The 21,011-nt window shown below is 41.9% G+C and carries 12 protein-coding genes; all 12 read left to right on the plus strand.

Annotated elements, in window-relative coordinates:
- Positions 1 to 110 precede the first annotated feature (110 nt).
- Positions 111 to 500, plus strand: a complete 390-nt coding sequence (locus WC955_09470) for a hypothetical protein (GenBank protein MFA5859284.1) — start codon at positions 111 to 113, stop codon at positions 498 to 500.
- Complete coding sequence (locus WC955_09475; GenBank protein MFA5859285.1) at positions 497 to 1,660, plus strand: uroporphyrinogen decarboxylase family protein; 1,164 nt, start codon at positions 497 to 499, stop codon at positions 1,658 to 1,660. The genes WC955_09470 and WC955_09475 overlap by 4 nt, the downstream gene beginning before the upstream one ends.
- A 92-nt stretch (positions 1,661 to 1,752) precedes the next feature.
- Positions 1,753 to 3,312, plus strand: a complete 1,560-nt coding sequence (locus WC955_09480; protein MFA5859286.1) for a tetratricopeptide repeat protein — start codon at positions 1,753 to 1,755, stop codon at positions 3,310 to 3,312.
- 31 nt (positions 3,313 to 3,343) lie between these two features.
- On the plus strand, positions 3,344 to 4,420 hold the full coding sequence (locus WC955_09485; protein MFA5859287.1) for a DNA recombination protein RmuC: 1,077 nt from the start codon (positions 3,344 to 3,346) through the stop codon (positions 4,418 to 4,420).
- A 77-nt stretch (positions 4,421 to 4,497) separates the two neighbouring features.
- Positions 4,498 to 5,685: a phosphopentomutase gene (locus tag WC955_09490; protein MFA5859288.1), complete on the plus strand. Its 1,188-nt coding sequence runs from the start codon at positions 4,498 to 4,500 to the stop codon at positions 5,683 to 5,685.
- A 4-nt stretch (positions 5,686 to 5,689) separates the two neighbouring features.
- Complete coding sequence (locus WC955_09495) at positions 5,690 to 6,526, plus strand: purine-nucleoside phosphorylase (GenBank protein MFA5859289.1); 837 nt, start codon at positions 5,690 to 5,692, stop codon at positions 6,524 to 6,526.
- Positions 6,523 to 7,842: a thymidine phosphorylase gene (locus WC955_09500; GenBank protein ID MFA5859290.1), complete on the plus strand. Its 1,320-nt coding sequence runs from the start codon at positions 6,523 to 6,525 to the stop codon at positions 7,840 to 7,842. Before WC955_09495 ends, WC955_09500 begins: the two co-directional genes overlap by 4 nt.
- Before the next feature lies 1 nt (position 7,843).
- Positions 7,844 to 10,096, plus strand: a complete 2,253-nt coding sequence (recJ, locus tag WC955_09505; GenBank protein MFA5859291.1) for a single-stranded-DNA-specific exonuclease RecJ — start codon at positions 7,844 to 7,846, stop codon at positions 10,094 to 10,096.
- Positions 10,097 to 10,131: 35 nt separating this feature from the next.
- Positions 10,132 to 10,998 carry an S-methyl-5'-thioadenosine phosphorylase gene (gene mtnP / locus WC955_09510; protein MFA5859292.1) on the plus strand — a complete coding sequence of 289 codons (867 nt, stop codon included), beginning with the start codon at positions 10,132 to 10,134 and terminating at the stop codon, positions 10,996 to 10,998.
- Positions 10,995 to 11,906, plus strand: coding sequence for a PfkB family carbohydrate kinase (locus WC955_09515; GenBank protein MFA5859293.1), 912 nt, complete (start codon positions 10,995 to 10,997; stop codon positions 11,904 to 11,906). Before mtnP ends, WC955_09515 begins: the two co-directional genes overlap by 4 nt.
- Positions 11,907 to 11,910: 4 nt before the next feature.
- Positions 11,911 to 14,220, plus strand: a complete 2,310-nt coding sequence (locus WC955_09520; GenBank protein ID MFA5859294.1) for a T9SS type A sorting domain-containing protein — start codon at positions 11,911 to 11,913, stop codon at positions 14,218 to 14,220.
- A 197-nt stretch (positions 14,221 to 14,417) separates the two neighbouring features.
- Positions 14,418 to 21,011 (plus strand): kelch repeat-containing protein (locus WC955_09525; GenBank protein MFA5859295.1); only part of this gene is annotated, 6,594 nt, incomplete at its 3' end.

Raw genomic sequence — 21,011 nt, forward strand, 5'->3', positions numbered from 1 at the left:
GCTTATTCATGAAGTAAAAGCAAGGTTATAAGAAACCCTCGCTTGGGTTTAGAAGGAGTTATATTATTAAATTTACTCAGCATTTAGCGATCTCTGCCGGTGTATCCGGTGTGTTGTACTTAACAACAAAATCAGTGCCTATAGCCGGAGGTTCATTCCTGATGGGCGTCTTTATTGACTTAGACCACTGGCTGGACTATTGGCTGAACATAAAAAAAATTGATTTTGATGTAAAAGAATTTTTCCGTAAATGCAACAATTACGAACTTGACCATTTCTATGTACTTCTTCATTCATGGGAAATCCTGCCATTATTCGTTATGTTGTTGATCATAAGTAATTACAATCCCTGGATTATAGGGGTAAGTATTGGTTTTGTAGAACATCTTATTTTGGATACTCTATATAATGACGTTAAATTAGCGGCATACTTCTTTACTAACCGTTTTAAACACGGGTTTAAAAGTAATAAGATTTATGACAGGATGGGGAAGAAGTGAATAGTAAAGAATTGGTAGAGACGGTATTTAACCGTCAACTTCCCAGCCGTGTGCCTGTGTTTGACCAGCTGATAGTTTCGCGGGTTGCCGGGGAAATACTCGGGCGTAAGGCATATACCGGCGGAGGTGAGTATACCAAAGATTACTATGAACTACTGGCAAAAGGAGAACGCGACTTCTTGGTACAGCGCTATGCGGAAGATGTTGTTGAGCTTTATCACAATAAACTGGATTACGATATTATACCGGTAAACCTTATTGTCCCGAAAAAGGGGCAGAGAGTTAATTTTAAGAAGTTGGATGATAACACTTACCTGTTCGGTGATATGGACAAAAGTTTTTCAATCTCAAAATTCAGCCCGGACTCCGGCGAGATGTTTGTTGTGGATTCCACGCAACGCCGTGGCGGTGTTGAACATCTGCGTAAGGTTTTGGAAGATAATCTCAAAATATATGAAGAAAAAAAGGATGTGGTGTACGATCCGTCCGTGTTTGAAGCTATGGATTATGTCGTATCAAAAATTGGAAATGTTAAAAGTATAGCGGTACCAAGTACGTTATCTATTCCGATGGACGCCGCGTGGTGGGAAGCTTTGTTGTTATACCCTGAACTTATTGAGAAATGGCTTGATTATCAGTTGCATGAACGGTTAGCGTATATGAAAGCTGCAAAAGAGCATGGTGCAGATTTTGTTCTTGGCGGGGGTGATATTGCGGATAATCACGGGCCAGTATACTCGCCTGAACTCTACCGCAGGATGTTACAGCCGCGGATAAAAGTTATGACTTCCTACTGTCATGAACTAGGACTGCCTTATGTCTATCGTACGGATGGGAATACGCGGTTGTTGTGGGATGATATGTTACTGAACTCCGGAGTGGATGGTTATCATGAGATAGATTATCAGGCGGGGATAAGGATACGTGAATTAAAACAATATTTTGGGAAGCGGTTAGTATTACTGGGTAACCTCGACTGCGCAACGGTACTGGTGTCTGGGACAGAAACTGAAATTGCAGCGGCTGTAAAAGAGTGTATGGATGAAGGTAAACCGGGAGGGTGTTACATACTATCTTCATCGAATAGCTTGCATTACAACGTTCCTGCGTGTAATGTCTGGCATATGGTTAATTACGCAAAGAAATATGGGGATTATTGAGTTACTTGATTTAATATAAATAACGTTTTATTTTAGTCGCGTACTGGGTTTTATGGTGAATGTGATTAATTCGGGTTGGAAGGGGTTGGGTTATGTTAAAGAAACTTATCTGTTTATCTATGATTGTGCTTGCAGGTACTTCAAAAATTTATGGTGATGCGTTGGTTGAAGGTAAACGTTTATGCTTTGAAGGTAATTATTCCGCAGGGATAGCGGAATATATCTCTGCGCTGGATCCCGGCAATCCACAACGTAACCGTGAACTTGCGAAGTATATAAAAAAATATGCTAAAGAACTAAAAACCTCGTTTTATACAGCAAAATCATCAGTGACTGCGGGTAATGCTTTAGAAGAAGTATATTTCAGGGAGCTATACAACAAATACCTTACCCGCGCACGGGCACTCGCGGATTCCGGGGATTACGCTGCAGTAAAGGTATTAACTTCAATCGCAATTGAGGTGTTCTCCGGTGGGGATGAAGCTCAGTTGCTTGAGAATAAAGCGCTTATTGCTTTGGCGGAAGAGGAAAGAGAAGACACAGAACCGGAATCATTAATGTTTAAACAGGTAAAACCTTGTTATTTATCAGGGATAAAAGCATTAGTGAATAATGAGTATTCCCGTGCAAAGGATGAGTTTATAAAAGTAATAAAATTTGTCCCGCATGAACGCTCAAAAAGGTATTTGCAGTTTATAGAAGAACAGGTATTAATCGAAACTCAGCGTTTACGGGCAAGCGAGGAATTTAAAGCGTTAACATTATCAACAGGTAATATAAACCTGGAAGAAACAGTGCAAAGGTTGGCGCATATTATTCAAGCTGATGAACGCAATTATGCGGCATATGTTATGTACAAAACAAAAGTCGAAGAACTTAGAACTCAACGTGAAATTAGAAAATGTATAGTTGAGTTCAACAACAGTATTGAGTCTTATAAGTATAGCGACGCGTTTAGAAGCTACCTTCAAGCACTCAACCGCGGGTATAGTAATGAAACAAAGAAGGATATGTCAAAATTATTACTAAAAAAAGTTGTTGCAGAACTCACCGCAAAAACTAATGACCTGTCGGTACTGCGTTCCTGTGCAGATGACGAACTACAAAAAAGTGAGTACCAAAACGCGATTAATTATCTTATGCAGGCGTTTATGATAGCTCCGGAAGATAAAGTAACAGCCGTAAAGCTTATTGGAGCATTAAGCGCACAGGAAGTATTTGTTGATAAAAACAAAGCAGTCATGGAACAAAACAGGAAGATAGCCGAAATAAAAGAACGCCGTGAAAAATGGATCCGCGAAAAAGTGTCTGATGCAGAGAATTTTTATGAACAAAAAGTATACGCAAAAGCTGAACAAATAATATTACAGGTATTGGAAATCTCTCCTGGCGATAAAAAAGCTTTGGAAGTATCTGAAAAAATACGGGTAATCCGCAAAAATATTGCGCAGAATGTTTCAACGGTAACTGAATGTAAAACAGTGAATCAGGAAGACGTGGAATCATATTATAAATTAGGGTTGAAGTTGTATATGCAGGGACAATACGAAGAAGCAATAATTGCATGGCGAAAAGTATTGGAGATAGATCCCGGTAATGACCCTGCGAAAAAGAATATTTGTGAAGCTGAACAAAAACGCGGGAAAAAGTAGTAAAATATATGACTAAAGAAATACATATTTTATGGATCTATTAATTGCGGTAGTCATAGCATTAGGGATTGTAATCATAGTTTTTGCCGGGATAATCGTGTTTTCCACCCGCGGTGTTGGCAGTTTAGTTTCTGAACAATCATTAAATCTTATACAACAACAACTGGATGCTTTACGTACTCAGGTGTCAAAGGATTTTAGTTCCTTAAACGAACAAGTAAATACGCGGCTACGAGAGAACATGGACCTCACTGAACGCACAAACCAGTCAATGGGTGAACGGTTAGATAACGCATCACGGGTTGTCGGAGAAGTACAGTTACGGCTTGGGGAAGTAAAAGAAGGTAATCAGCGGATATTTGAGATTGGCAAGGATATTGCCGAACTCCAGCAATTACTCAGGGTACCGAAGTTGCGTGGAGGGTTGGGTGAACTTTTACTGGGTGACCTTCTGAGCCAGATTTTACCCGCGCATAATTATGAAATGCAGCATAAATTTGTTTCGGGTGAGTCTGTGGATGCTGTTATTAAATTTGGCATGGGTATGGTGCCGGTGGATGCTAAGTTTCCGTTAGAAAATTTTCGGAGGTTAATACAGACCCCGGCGGAGGACACAGAAAAAGTCGGGCTTAAACGCGCGTTTATCCGCGATATCAAACGGCATATAGATGATATTGCTTCGAAGTATATCGTTCCTGACGAAGGAACATTTGATTTTGCGCTGATGTACATTCCTGCGGAAAACGTGTATTACGAGACTATAATCAAAGACGAAGATGTAGCTGAGGAAAGCAGTATCTTTAGTTACGCACTGGTAAAAAAAGTTATACCGGTCTCACCAAACAGTTTGTACGCATACCTACAGGCTATAGTGCTTGGTTTGCGCGGGTTCGCGATTGAACGTAACGCCCGTGTGGTAGTGGATAACCTCCTGAGGCTTGAGACTGACCTGGGGAAGTTTAATGAAGATTTTATTTTATTAGGTAAACATTTACGGCACGCGCAGAGTACGTTTGACGAAGGCGAACGCAAACTCCAGAGGTTGAGCGATAAATTATCAAACGTAAGCAAGATTGAAGATTCAGAATCAAAGTTTCTCAAAGAATAAACACTCCCGCATTTTCTATTTGTTAAACAATTTAGTAATTAAGTATAATTGTTTTATGAAAAGAAAGTTTATACATTATGCGCGCGATCATAATAGTTCTTGACGGTGTGGGTATCGGCGCGCTTCCCGACGCGGCGAAGTTTGGCGATACCGGCGCTAATACTCTTGCTAATACTGCAGATAAAGTACGGGGATTATCCTTGCCTAATCTTCAAAAGTTAGGCCTTCAAGAAATTGTTGACCTAAAAACATCAGAATCCGTATCATTAACCGGAAGTTACGGTAAAATGGCTGAAAAATCGATTGGGAAAGATACTACTATCGGGCATTGGGAAATGATGGGCTGCATGATTAACCACCCGTTTCCTTTATACCCCAACGGATTCCCAAAAGATCTTATTGCTGAATTTGAACACCGTATTGGTACAAGGACTCTGGCAAATTATTCGGCGTCAGGAACTGAAATCATAGATAAACTTGGGGATGAACACGTAAGGACTGGATATCCGATAGTGTATACATCAGCAGACAGTGTGTTCCAGATAGCCGCGCATGAAAGTGTTATTCCGTTAGAAAAACTGTATACAATGTGCCGTATTGCACGGGAAATATTTACAGGAGAACACTGTGTTGGCCGTATAATTGCGAGGCCGTTCACCGGAACATCATGGAATTATAAACGTACACCTAACCGCCACGACTTCGGGGTTGATCCTTTTGTCCCGACAGTATTGAATTCAATAAATGATTCCGGCGGCGAAGTTTATGCTATCGGCAAAATAAATGATATTTTTAATGGTAACGGTATTACGCGGTATGTTTATACAAAAAGTAATGAAGAGGGTATTGAACAGACAATTAATGTTATAAAAGATAAAGCAAAACAAAGTATTAAACAGTTGATATTCACAAACCTCGTGGATTTTGACATGCTCTGGGGCCATCGGCGTAACGTCGCAAGGTTTGTTGATGGATTAAGGTATTTTGATACAAAACTTGGGGATATAATGTCAGTAATGACACCTGATGATGTATTGTTTATAACAGCGGATCATGGGTGTGACCCTACGTTTACTAAACATACAGACCATACCCGCGAATACGTACCGTTACTGGTTTACGGTGAGAAGGTTATTCCCGGGGTTGACATTGGCATACGCCCAACTTTTGCGGATCTAGGTGCTACAATTGCTGATGTCTTGCAAGTGAAGAAAGTTAAAATCGGGACAAGTTTTATTTCAAAAATCATGCAGGGAAAGAATTGAAAATATGAAATTAAACAAAAAGTATGATACTAAACTTAACGCTGCGGTAAGGTTTATGAAACCTCGAATGGCGGGTAATACACAAATTGCGATAATTCTGGGATCCGGATTATCCGCAGTTGGTGATATTGTTACAGGTGAACGCATTAATTATACAAAAATACCTAATATACCTGTCCCTTCGGTACCAGGGCATAAGGGCTGTATTACCATTGGGAAAGTAAGCTCTACGCCGGTACTCATTTTTCAAGGCCGTGTGCATTATTATGAAGGATATGATTTTGATACTGTAACATTCTCTGTTAGGTTAGCCGCGAAGCTTGGGATCAAGTGTTTGATTATAACCAATGCTGCGGGTGGAATTAATAAGAAATATAAACCCTCGGATATTGTTCTCGTAAGAGATCATATAAATAATATGGGCGCAAATCCGTTACGCGGTAAAAGTAATAGTTTACACTGGTTTGTTGATATGACAAACCCGTATGATCTAAAACTTCAGAAAGTAGCTTTATCTACCGGAGAAAAAGCGGGGCTAATAATAAAAAATGGTGTATACATTGCAGTTACAGGCCCATCATACGAAACCGCAGCGGAGATAAAATCATACCGCACGCTTGGCGCGGATATTGTCGGGATGTCAATGGTACCGGAAACAATAGTTGCCAGGCAATTAGGTATAAAAGTTATTGGGTTATCGTTTGTTTCAAATATGGCAACCGGGGTAACCTTCGGCACGAAGATTGATCATAATGAAGTAATGCAGATGGGTAGAATTGTTGAACAAAAGTTTATTAAATTATTTCGTTTGTTATTACCGAAACTCGCGGGGTGTATATGAACTTATACGAAATAATATTGAATAAACGTAATGGCAAAGAACTTACATATGAAGAAATTCAGTTTGTTATCGACGGATATATAAAAGAAACAGTACCGGATTACCAGGTATCCGCGCTGTTAATGGCGATATGTTGCCGCGGGATGAACGAGCGTGAAACATTTGATCTTACGGATATTATGACACGCTCAGGTGAGACTTATGACTTAACAGTGATACAAAAACCAACGGTAGATAAGCATTCAACCGGCGGGGTTGGTGATGGGACATCACTGGCATTAGCGCCGTTGCTTGCTGCTGCAGGAGTAACTGTTCCTATGATCTGCGGCCGCGGGCTCGGGCATACAGGAGGAACACTGGATAAACTGGAATCAATCCCTGGGTTGGTAACAGGGCTGACAAAAGAAAAGTTTATTGCACAACTACAGACAATTGGATGCGCGATTACCGGCCAAACGCCCAACCTTGTCCCGGCGGACCGTAAACTTTACGCATTACGCGACGTTACTGCCACAGTAGATAATATACCGTTGATTTCAAGCAGTATTATGTCAAAAAAGTTGGCGGAAGGAACTAATGTTCTTGTACTTGATGTAAAAGTAGGTAACGGGGCGTTTATGACAACCCTGGATGACGCAAAAATACTTGCACGTATGATGGTAAGTATTGGGAAATCTGCCGGACGTAATGTCGCAGCACTACTGACAAATATGTCACAGCCGTTGGGGTATTCTATAGGTAACGCTTTGGAAGTTGAGCAAACAATTAAGTTTTTAAAGAATGAATTTAATGATAACGATTTCTCAGACCTTGTCTATATCCTTGGCGGATGGGGTTTAGTCCTGGCAGGAAAAGTTTCAACTCCGGAAGAAGGTGTACATAAACTTGAGAGCTTGGTCTCCAATGGAAAACCGTTAGAAAAATTTTGTGAGATGATAATTGCACAGGGCGGTGACGGTAAAGTTGTAGATAAGCCGCAGGAAGTATTACCTCAGGCGAAGTTTAAGAAAGATATATTTTCTGAAAAAGAAGGGTATATCTCAGGGTTTGATACCCGAAGGATAGGAATTGCAGCGCTAGAGCTTGGAGCGGGGCGTATTACAAAAGAAGCGGGGATTGATCCTGCGGTAGGTATAGTACTGGGGAAAAAGATAGGGGATCGTATAGAAAAAAATGTACCGTTAGCGTGTATGTATTACAATGATGAAAATAAATATATGCAGGGTATGAAAACATTATTGTCGTCTGTTAAAATATCGGAACAAGAACCGGAAGATGAACTGCGGTTGGTGTATTACATAGAAAGAGGAAACTAAATTGATTGCGAAAGAATGGGACGTTTACCAGCCAGATCCCGGCAAAGTTGAGGAGTTGACTGCCAAGTATGGGATATCTAAAGTTTTAGCTAAAATGCTGATCAACCGCGGGTATGATACCGTTGAGAAAGCACAGGATATTGTCAACCCGAAACTTAGCATGTTGCATAACCCTTTTTTGTTGCCTGACATGCAGAAAGTTGTTGAACGCGTAAGATTAGCGGTTGAACGTAAAGAACCAATACTTATCTACGGGGATACTGACGCTGATGGTATCGCAGGAGTAACAGTGCTCAAACAGGCATTGGATAAATACCATGCTATCACCCACTGGTATGTCCCGCAAAACCAGGGGTATGGTTTACATAATGACTCAATCAAAGAGTATGCGGATAAAGGTGTGAAGGTTATTATTACTACGGACTGCGGAGTAACGGGTATTGACGAGATTGCATATGCCAATAAGTTAGGTGTAGAAGTGTTAATTACCGACCACCATATACCCGCGGATAAGTTGCCGGAAGCGTTCGCGATTTTAAACCCGCGGCTTACTACTTCAAAGTATCCGTTTAACGAACTTTCTGGGTGTGGGTTAGCTTACAAACTCGCGGAAGCGTTACATTTTTCGTATAATAGCGAGTTTTATAATAAAGAAATGGTAGTAGTAGATATTGAAACTACGGGGCTTGACGCTCAGGGGAATGAGATTCTGGAACTTGCTGCGTTAAAATGTATAAACTTCGTTCCCGTAGATGAGTTCCAGTCATTGATAAAACCGGTGAGCCCCATACCTGCGGAGATGACAAAAATTCATGGTATTACTGACGAGATGTGCGTATCAGCGCCGGGGGTAAAGGAAGCGCTGATAAAATTTGTTGAGTATATAGGCGATAGAAATATTGTTGCGCATAACGGTAAAGCCTTTGATCTCGTGTTTATCAACGCATGGCTGAAAAAATCAGGGTTACAGGAATTAAACAACCAGGTGGTTGATACTTTACAATTATCAAAGTCATTATTACCTTTAAAATCTCATTCATTAGGTAATCTGGTTAATACATTTAGCTTACCCCCGTTTCGGCATCATCGTGCAATGGCGGATTGTTATGCTACAAACAGTGTATTCCACCAGCTTGTGTGGGTACAGATTAATCAAAAAACGGGGAACCCGCTGGAATACCTCGATCTTGTGGCATTAGGCAGTATCGCTGATGCTGTTTCAATGACCGGGGAAAACAGGGTTCTTATACGGGAAGGATTATCTTTATTACTGCGCAGCCCGCGTATTTGTGTGAAGATGATACTTGAACATTGTGACCTGCAGGATAAAAAAATACTTACCACACGTCAGATTTCGTGGCTGGTAACGCCGTTTCTTAACGCTGCGGGACGGTTAGGGAAAGCTAATATTGTAATCGAGTTTTTGCTTACGGATAACCGTGCGGAAGCACAGGCATTATTCGCTAATATCCTTGATCTTAACAACCGCCGCAGGGAGATGCAGAACACTGCATTGCGTAAGTTGTTGCTGGTCATTGAAGCTGAATACGACCTTAAGAAAGACAAGATTATTGTATTGAACACTACGGGGATTGAACCGGGGATCAGCGGGGTTATTGCAAACCAGCTGGTACAGCGTTATTACCGTCCGGTGATAATACTTATCTCTGATAATAACGTTGTCCGTGGTAATGCCCGTGCTCCGACGAATATTGATGTTCTTAAACTAATCTCGGAATGCGCACCGTTACTTAATCGTTATGGCGGGCATCGTTCCGCTGCGGGGTTAGAGTTGCCAAAAGAAAATGTTGATAAGTTTGTTAAAGGCATATGTGCTGCTGCAGAACGTATGATAGACCTTCGGCAGGTACGCCCGGTTATTCAGGTGGATGACGAACTGGAATGGGATAATATTACACCGAAATTATTGGATGATATCAACACGATTGAACCTTATGGCGTAGGAAATGCGTTTCCTGTATTTAAAGTATGTAATACCAGTATAAAAAACCACGCAATTGTCGGGCGGGAGAAGTTGCATCTACGCATGGAATTTGATGCGGGTCCTCAAAAAATTGAAGGCATAGCGAGGGGCATGGGTTTTCTTGGATACGAAATTTCAAAATCTACAAAACTGGATATTGTATTCCAGATAGAAACCAATGTCAGTGAGGATAGTGTTAGGTTGATACTCTTGGATTTCAAGCCTTCCGGCGGGTGGAAGAATAATATTTATGAAGAAATTGAATTATAGTAACGCTGCCGGAGGAGAAGGGGTGTAAGGTTTTTATGGGAATGGATAAAGTAAAAATTGCAGTTATCGGAGGAAGCGGGTTGTATGATATCGACGGAATAAGTGATGTAAAAGAAGTCTCTTTAAAAACCCCGTATGGCAGTCCATCTGATGTGATAGTAACTGGTGTGCTGGAAGGCATCAAATGCGCGTTTTTGCCGAGACATGGTAAAGGGCATAAAATTATGCCGACTGAAGTTAATTACCGCGCAAATATTTATGCGTTAAAATCACTTGGGGTGGAACAAATACTCTCGATCTCCGCCTGCGGGTCATTGAAGGAAGAACTTCCTCCGCGGACAATGGTGTTGCCGGATCAGTATTTTGACCGCACAAAAAACAGGGTATCAACTTTTTTTGGAGGTGGTATTGTCGCGCATGTTGCCTTCGCAAATCCTACTTGCGGTGAGGTGATGAAACTTGTATATCAATCCGCTGAGAAAGTGGGGATAAAGACAAATTTCGGCGGGACATATGTGTGTATCGAAGGGCCGATGTTTTCAACTAAAGCGGAATCCCATGCGAACCGCGTGCTAGGTTTTTCTATTGTCGGGATGACAGCTATTCCGGAAGCAAAACTCGCAAGGGAAGCTGAAATATGTTATACCACAATCGCGTTTATCACTGATTATGACGTATGGAAAGAAGGCGAGGAAGTAACGTCGGATGTTGTAATCTCAAATCTTAATGCGAATATTGCAAACGCGAAGAAATTAATAAAGATTGTATTGCCAAAACTTATGCTAAGGCAACGAAAATGCGAATGCGCAAACGCGTTAAAAAACTCGATATTTACAACGGACTGGCAAAAGAATAAATCAGCGGTAAAGAAACTAGGTGTTGTCCTGGAGAAATACTTATGAAAAACACAATCCTTGTCGTAGGGTCAGTGGCATTGGATAGCGTTGAGACGCCTTATGGTAAAGTTGTTGACGCACTGGGTGGTTCTGCGACATATTTCTCAGTTGCTGCGTCAAAATTCGCGTCCGTACGGTTAGTGGGCGTTGTGGGGACTGATTTTCCGAAGAAGTACGTGAAACTATTGGAAAGCCATAAGGTGGATACCACGGGGCTCGAAATTGTTGACGGGAAAACGTTCCGCTGGGCGGGACGGTATGAAGGTGATATGAATTCCGCAAAAACATTGGATACTCAGCTTAATGTATTCCAGAACTTTAACCCTAAAATCCCGCCTGTATGGCGGTCCACGCCCTACTTATTCCTTGCGAATATTATGCCGGAACTGCAGTTGAAAGTTTTAGGATTAATGAACCAACGGCCAAAACTTGTTATCTGCGATACAATGAACCTCTGGATTTCGGTAAAGAAAAACGTTGTCTCCAAAGTATTTGCAAAAAGTGATATTGTGATCATAAATGAATCTGAAGTAAAACAGTTTACCGGGATGCCTAATTTATTGAAAGGTGCACGGAAGGTTTTGAAGCTCGGTCCTAAGTGGTTGGTTATTAAACGCGGGGAGTACGGTGTGTTGCTCATCGGGAGAACCGGGACGTACTGTCTGCCGGGCTATCCGTTGGAACACGTGGAAGATCCCACAGGTGCGGGAGATACGTTTGCCGGCGGGTTTGTGGGCTACCTCGCGAAAACTGGGAAAAATGATGCAAAAACGTTGACCAATGCAGTGGTTTACGGCAGTGTCGTAGCGTCTTATAACGTGCAAAGTTTTAGTTTGCGTAAACTCGCGGAACTTAAATCAAGCGATATCAAAAAGCGGTATAACGGGTTCAAAACCCTTAGTTGTTTCTACTGATTATATGTTTAATAAGTTTATTAAAAACCATTTGTCTTGGGTACTGTTATTATCATCAATCATTACTTCCTATATTTTATCCCAACCATTACTTGCGAATGATCTCCAATGGAATCCGCCAATACGGTTGGGCGTACCAATAAACCTTGGCGGGTGGATCGACATGCCGTGGGTCACACCGGATGGTAACACCTTATACTTTGTGTATTACCCCGGCCTTGAAAGCGCGCGGCCCGGCGCTGTACGCCCAGGTAACAACGGGAATAACAATTTTGATTTTTATATAAGTTCCCGAAACTCGGATGGTACTTGGAGTATTCCCGTATCTACGCACAGCACAAACGTACATGAAACGTCGATTAGTATATCAAGCGATGGGAAGACGATATATTTAGCGCGTTCACGCCCGTCGAACCTGTACACGCTTTCAATTTTTGTAATACACAAAAACGTTGACGGTACATGGCCTGCGGCGGTAGAGCTCGGGACAGTAATCAATAACCCAACTATACGGGTTGACATGCCCTGTATTTCGCCGGATAACAAAACGTTATACTTTGGGTGTACCACGGACTTAAACGCAACCAGCGAAGCAGGGTTTGATATCTGGATGTCTACGCGCGAGAATGTCAACAATGACTTTGCCTGGGGGAACCCGATAAAACTTTCTACACAGGTTAATACGGGAAATACCGACTTCCATCCGTTTATGTGTCCCGATAATAAAACGCTGTACTTTGCAAGCCGGGGACAGCCGGGAGTGGATAAGTTAAGCATTTTTTGTACTATCAAACAAGGCAACAATAACTGGTCAAGCCCGGTTTTAGTGGATGCAATGAAATATTTTGATAGCCCAAATTTTAGCGCCGAAGGCGCGCCGTCGCTAACCGCCGACGGGCAAACCTTATACTTCGGGCATGTAGAAATGCCGCCGTATCCCGACGGGCCGGGGCTGGTGGGTACAAATATTTCTGTATGGATGGCAACGCGTATAGTGACTACACAAGATTACAGTATCTCGGGGTATGTGAAAGACAACAGCAGTAATCCGTTATCAGGATTTATGATGACACTGTCGGGTGATAAATCGAGTACTACAGTTACAAACGTGTCGGGTTATTATGCGTTTACTATATCAACAAACAGTTATATGGTCAGTTTATCAAGCGCAAACTGGCGGTTCTCGCCGTCATCGCGCAACTATTCAGCAATATCGTCGTCACAGGCGAACCAAAACTTTTTTGGTACATACAACTCCGCGCCTATACTCAGCTGGACAGGCGAGTCAGGATACTTAAACGACGGTATTAACCCCGAGGTTGGGACAGCAACTACAACTGTTATATATCGCGTGAAATATACCGATTATAATAATGACGCTCCAGCATCAGGATATCCAAAGGTACATGTGTTGAAGAGTAATACAGAGATATCCGGGAGTCCGTTTGTAATGACAACGGCGGATAGTATTCAATATAATTCGGGAAGAGTATATACTTATCCTACGCTACTTGCTAGAGGTACTGATTATACGTACTATTTTGAAGCATACGATATAACCGGCGGTACTGCTACTGGAATCACCGCGCTTCTAACCGGTCCTGCGGTTCAAACGTTTTATATAATATCATCGTCGGCATCAGTGGCTGTTAATACACAGAAAACTGTACAAATTACGCCGGAGACAGGTGTGATAAAAGTACAAATTCCTGTACAAACGTTTGCTGATACAGTAATTATTAATATTTCTACCGCGACAATATCCGAAGTATATCAAGAAAATCTAAGGCCGACAAACATCGGAATTGAAATAAATATTGATAAACAACTTCAGCCGGTTAAAGAGATTACTATCACGTTGAACTACAGAGACATTGATATAATCGGGTTGAACGAATTAAAGTTTGTTATCTGCAGATATGACGAATCAAACCTCAGATGGGTTCCTATTCCATCACAGAGGTATCCAGACCAAAACTATATCGAGGGTAGGACTGCGCATCTGTCCAAGTTTGCTATTATGCAGCTAAACCCGTCAGCTGATATTCAGTCGGTAAAAGTGTATCCCAATCCGTTCAATCCAGTTAAACATACTCAAGGATTGACTATCTCCAATCTAACGGAACGAGCAGATATATGTATTTATACAGTTGCCGGTGAACTAGTGAAAAAACTTGAGGAACGAGATGGTGACGGGCTGGTTGTGTGGGATGGGAAAAATATGGGTGAAAAGTATGTTGGAAACGGTGTGTTTATTCTAATAATTAAGAGCGGGGATGATATTCAACGAAAAAAGATTGTGGTTATAAAATAGTGGGTAGTGAAGCTGTTAGTTGTTTCAAACGTCAAATACTAAAAAACACTTGAATATTACTGCGGATATAAAATACAATTAACAACAGAATCAATGGAAATCAATATTACCAGGATTCCTGCAGTCAATGCTGTATACGTAATTATCGACTTCAAGAAAAGCCGGAAAAATATTTTTTTCTCACGGAGAGTAATATCATGAAACGATCTATCGTAATCGCTGCGGTTATAACACTTTTTCTATCAATAAATTCCTATGCATTCGTTGCAGCTCAATGGAAAGTTCTTCCGGGTACCGATGCTACGGATACTTACTATGAAATGTGTGCTGATGATAATGGTATTTATATCACTGGATCTACTTATGGCTCGTTCCCTGGAAATACTAATGAAGGAATTTATGATGATGCATTTCTATTGAAGTATGACAGATATGGTAGTTTAGTATGGGCCCGCCAGTTTTATTTCGGCGGTGACTGGAATGACAGAGGAAATTCGGTTGCCACTGACAGCAGCGGAAATATATTTGTCTCAGGTTCTCTATTCCAATATCAATATAGGTTTATGAGAAAATATGATACTAACGGTAATATGTTATGGCAGACACTTACTGCAACCGGTAACTGTCCCACTATCGAAGCAACAGCGGTAAACAATTCGTCAGGAGTTGTGTATATAACTTACAATGTTTATAACACTCATGATTACGATGTTGTAGTCGATAAATACGATGCTAATACAGGGAATTTTATTTCTTCCTTAACAGCCGGTACCACGGGTTATGATTATGTTAAAGATCTCAAGATTGATAGTTCAGGGAATGTGTATCTACTAGGATATACGGACTCTTCATTCACGGGTCAGCAGGCACTTGGGAATGGAGACGCATTTGTACGGAAATACGATATTGATGGCAACATACTTTGGACATTGCAATGCGGGACTACTCATTACGAAGACATTCCGTACTCAATCGTGATCGATAGCGTTACTAACGCCCTAATCTCCTGTAATTCAGGTAATTCAGCTGACGCGTATATTATAAAGATAGCAAGTTCCGGGACCAACGTTTTATGGAACAGAGGGTATGGGAGTAGCAGAGAAGGCGGGAAGATGTGGCGTGATGATGCAGTTGGCGCCTTATACATAGCAGCACTGTCAAAACTCGACAGTGAAGCGGTACAGGATTGGGATACCAGAGTTAATGGTTCTAGTGATAACGATTATGATATCGATTTGGCTTGGGGTGGCATGTATCTTGCTGGGCAGTATTGGGGAACTGATAAGAATGTGGAATTATACCAATACGCATGGCCGGATTTAACAAAAATAAATAATTTCAGCGGGTACGAAACCGGACTACAGAAGGTTTCTTTGCAATGGACTTCACCATCTAGTGCGACAATAAGGAAGTATGAAATAAAGTATACTGAAAATGCAAGTAACGACTACTGGTCAAGTCCGTACACTCTTACATGGAGCACTTCTACTTCAAACGGTGTGGTGGAAACCAAACTTATCACCGGCCTGACAGGAGGCAGTACGTATTATTTCCGTATCCGAGCTACGGATAATTCGACTGGTTGGAATGAATGTTCAGCTCAGTATGGCGGAATATGTATTCCCCGTGACACAACACCTCCTACCGGTACACCGGGAACGCCTGTTGATACAGGAATGTATAGTACGTCGACCCTAATAACTTTTGAGTGGAGTATAGGAACAATAGAAGATACAGATACCGCGATATCTGATTATTACTTACAGGTAGCAACAGCGGCGACTGATTGTGAGTCATATATTTATGGTACATCTGAAGGATTGAATACTTCGGATGTAATTGGGAATATTGTTACAGGGACAACGTATTATGCACGGGTAAAAGCCGCAAATATTGATGGGTACTATAGTAATTGGTCTTCATGGAGTAACGGTATTTTGATAGATACTATTACTCCTTCGGCGGTTGGAACCGTGCGCGACGGGACTGGTGTGGATATAGTCTTTACCAATAATTTTGACCGATTGTCCGGTAATTGGGATGAAGCAACGGATGAAGGTAGCGGTATTGCGGGATATTATTGTGCCATAGGCACAACCTCCGGAGGGACGGATATTTTAGCATGGACTTCAACCGGCACATCAAGAGATTTTACAAAAACAGGGTTAACTCTTGTATATAACACAACATATTATTTTTCAGTAAAATGTATCGACAATGTCGGATTCTACAGCGGTGTAACTACCAGCAATGGCCAGGTGGTTATTGATGTATCGGCGCCCGTAGGAGTACCTTCTGCACCAGCTGATACAGGTACGATCAGTACAACCACGGCATTGAGTTTTGTTTGGGGTTTTGGTTTGTGTATAGATCCGGAAAGCGGAGTTTCGGGTTATCATCTGCAGGTTAGTACAGCAGATAGCGAATGTGAAGAACACCTTTTTGATTCATATGTAGGAAATACTGAGTCTTATACAGTAACCGGCGGAGTTACGGGAATAACGTACTATGCACGGGTGAAAGGACGTAATGGCCAGTACCTGTATAGTAATTACTCTGTATGGAACGACGGTATCTTAGTCGATACTGTTACACCTTCAGCTGTAAGTATTGTCAAGGACAGTACCGGTACAGACATTGCGGTCACTAACAATTTTGACACTTTATCCGCGAACTGGTCTGCTGCAACGGATGAGGGCAGCGGTATTGCGGGATACTACTACGCTATGGGAACAAATTCCGGTGGGACGAATATTGTTGACTGGACTTCAGTTGGAACTTCTGTAAATGTTACTAAAACAGGATTGTCATTAATGTATAACACAACATATTATGTTTCAGTAAAAGCGGTTGATAATGCTGGATTGTACAGTAATGTCACGACAAGTAACGGGCAGGTAGTGATTGATTCATCTACTCCTCAAGGTTTAGCGTCAACACCGATAGATGCCGGGGCGTACAGCACAATGACAGCGTTGACTTTTACATGGTCCGCCGGTACCCTGGTTGATATAGAAAGCGGGATCTCGGGGTATTACTTACAGGTATCTACTGCTGCAACTGAAGCCTCAGCCTTTTTGTATGATGCGTATATTGGCAATGTCCTGACTCAGGAAGTTACTGGCGCAGTGACCGGTAAAACATACTATGTCCGGATAAAAGCGCGGAATGGACAATCTTTGTATGGAAGTTATACTACCTGGAGCGATGGTATTCTCGTTGATACAACTCCGCCGGTATTTTCGTATATTTACGATGGAACAGATACTGATTCAGAATACAATATGTCCTCAACTACACTTGCTGCAAACTGGAAATTTATCGATACTGAAACCAGCATTACTACTAATTACTATTGTATAGGCACAACCTCCGGAGGGACGGATATAATCGGCTGGACTTCAGTAGAAACTGATACATACACCGTGAAAACCGGCCTCACGCTGGTACAGGATACGACATACTACTTCTCAGTAAAAGCGCGTAACGCTGCTGGATTATCAACCGAGGTATATAGTTCTACGGGTATAGTATTACCTAAACCCACAGGGAGTGCAACAAGGGTTTATCCGAGTAAATTCACAAGTTCACAAACAAGTTATGATATTACATGGACTGCTGGAACATTGACGGATATCACCGGTATTAACGGTTATTGGTTACAGGTAGCGACAGCGCCATATGACTGTATCAGTTATCTTATTGACAATTATATCGGCAACTATACTACATGGACTATTACGGGTTGTCAGGATAAGAAAACTTATTATGCCCGAATAAAAGGGAAAAATAATGTCTCAGTATACGGGCAATGGAATGCATGGAGCGAAGGTACGAGTATTGACCTTACTGCCCCGTCGGCACCTGCGGCAGTCAGGGATGGGTTGGGAAGCGGTACTTCTATAACAAGCTCGTCACATACATTATCTGCCAACTGGGACATTGCCATTGATAATGATTCGGGTATCAGCAGGTATAGGTATGCAATCGGGAGTACACCGGGTGGTGCTGATCTCAAAAACTGGACCGAAGCAACTTTGTGGGCCAATATAACACAAACCACGCGTCCTTCCGCGCGGTATGTTTACGGTATGGCAGCGGATGCGGTGAGTAACAAAATTGTTGTCTACGGCGGTTGGAACGGCGGAGTCTTATCTGATACCTGGGAATATGATATTAACCTTAACATTTGGGTAAACAAAAATCCATCCTCCGTGCCATCAGGGCAGCGCGGGGTTAAGCTAGTGTATGATACTGAGAATAAAAAATTTGTTACTTTTGGCGGATATAATGGTACTGCACAATTGCAAGATACATACGTTTACGATGATGTACAGAATAGCTGGACAAACATGAACCCATCAACCAAACCTTCTATCCGCGAGTACTACTCTATGGTTTACGATAGTTATAACGAAAAAACATTACTTTTCGGCGGATGGGAAGGTGTTAATCGTTATAATGACACCTGGGCATATGATTACGCGGTGAATACATGGACAGGCCTCAATCCCGGAGGTTCACTCCCGCCGGTACGGTATGGGCAATCTATGGTGTATGATAGTAACAACCGTCAGGTAATACTTTTTGGCGGTAGCGGAGACAGCGGGTATCTCGACGATACATGGATCTACAATTATGGTAATAACACTTGGACACAAAAATTTCCGATAAACAAACCATCTGCAAGATATGAACATTCGATGGTATACGATCCGGTTAATAAACGCGTACTCCTTTTTGGCGGATACGGGTCATCAGGGTATCTTAAAGATACATGGTACTATGACGTATCCGGTAACCAGTGGTATGAACTAAACCCGAGTTCAAGCCCGCAACAACGATATGGTGCTGGTATGGTTTACGATAGGACAACAAAAACGTCGTTCTTGCTTGGTGGTTATCAACTTGGCTACCTTGATGACGTACAGGTGTTTAAACCCGGAACCAGTGTTTCGCAAAGCGGGTTAAGTTTGATAGAGAACTCTACTTACTATTATTCTGTGTATTACGAAAACGGTGCTGGTGCGTATGGTACCATTGCATCTGACGGGCAGTATTATAACAGTGCGTATGTGCCGCCTGTAACACCGGTAATTTCGTCGATGACGACAACATCTGGATATGAGGATGATATCATAACAATTTACGGTACATCCTTCCTTGCACTGCAGGGAACGTCGTACGTAAAATTTTATAATAACCAAGTATCGTCAATAACATTATGGAGCGATACAATTATAACCTGTAAAGTACCGCCCTCCGCTGAGACAGGTAGCGTTACGGTTAATACTAGCGGCGGCGAGTCGAACGGCATAAACTTTACAATATTATACTCAACCTACGGTGTTTCCGGATACGTGAAAGATAACAGTAGTAATGTGTTGGTTGGTATTCAGGTAACGTTGTCGGGAGATTCAAGCGGGAGTACGTATACCGACGCAACAGGATACTTTTTTGTATATGTCTCAACTAACAGTTATACAATAACTCCGTCGAGTACGAACTGGTCATTCTCACCGTCGAGCAGGAATTATTCAACATTAATATCTTCACAGACAGGACAAAACTTTTATGGAACATATACAGGGCCGGTGTACTATAAAGTATGCGGGTATGTACTCGATAACAGCAGTAGTGCATTAACAGGGATGACAGTATCATTATCAGGTGAAATTTCCGGTACAACTTTGACTGATGGAAATGGATATTATGAACTTACAGTTACAACCAACAGTTTTGTAGTAACGGTTTCAAGTAATAACTGGCGTTTTCTTCCTGTAAACCGCAGTTATTCATTATTATCGTCCACACAAACAAGCCAAAACGTTTTTGGAACGTACAACTACGCGCCAATACTTGAATGGGCCGGTGAGGCAGGTTATACTGATGATGGGTTAAACTACGATTCCGGAACGTCAACAACTGCATTTGTTTACCGTGTAAAATATACTGACCAGGATAATGACGCTCCGGTAAACGGGTATCCTAAACTGTATATAAAGAGAAACGGTGTGAACATTTCAGGAAGCCCATTTGTTTTGACATATGTATCTGGTAATAACAATACTGGCGCTGTGTACAGTTCTACCAACTCATTATTACCAAGCAGCGGGTACACATATTATTTTGCTGCATATGATATTTGGGGTGCGACAGCAACGGGGACACCGTTGACTCCCGTCGCAAGGCCGGTAGTGACAAATATTATACCGGAACTTTCGTGGAGCGGTGAAACAGGTTATACTACAGACGGTATAAACTATGAAACCGGAGTTTCTTCTACGTTGTATACATACCGCATAAAGTTTATGGACCTAGATAATGAATCCCCTGCAGCGGGATATCCTAAATTGTACATAAAAAAGAACGGTGTAAACATCTCAGGAAGCCCGTTTACAATGGCCTATTTCTCCGGGAACTATAATACCGGTGCGATATATTTTTACCATGCATCGCTTACTCCCGGGAATGATTATACATACTATTTTGAAGCATACGATTTATCTTATGCAACAGCGACAGGTATGCCTGCAGCATCTAAAGACGCACCGGATGTCATAAATAACTCTCCGTCAATCTCGTGGACCAGTGAAGCTGGCTATACATCCGACGGGCTCAATCCTGAAGATGGCGCAACGTCAACACAATTCGTGTACCGTGTAAAATATACCGACCCGGACAACGACGCACCGGCTACTGGGTACCCAAAATTGTATCTTAAAACAAACGGTGTAAACATCCCGGGAAGTCCGTTTACAATGACTATGATAACGGGTAATTATACTCTT

Source organism: Elusimicrobiota bacterium, from assembly GCA_041658405.1.
Lineage (GTDB): Bacteria > Elusimicrobiota > UBA5214 > JBBAAG01 > JBBAAG01 > JBBAAG01.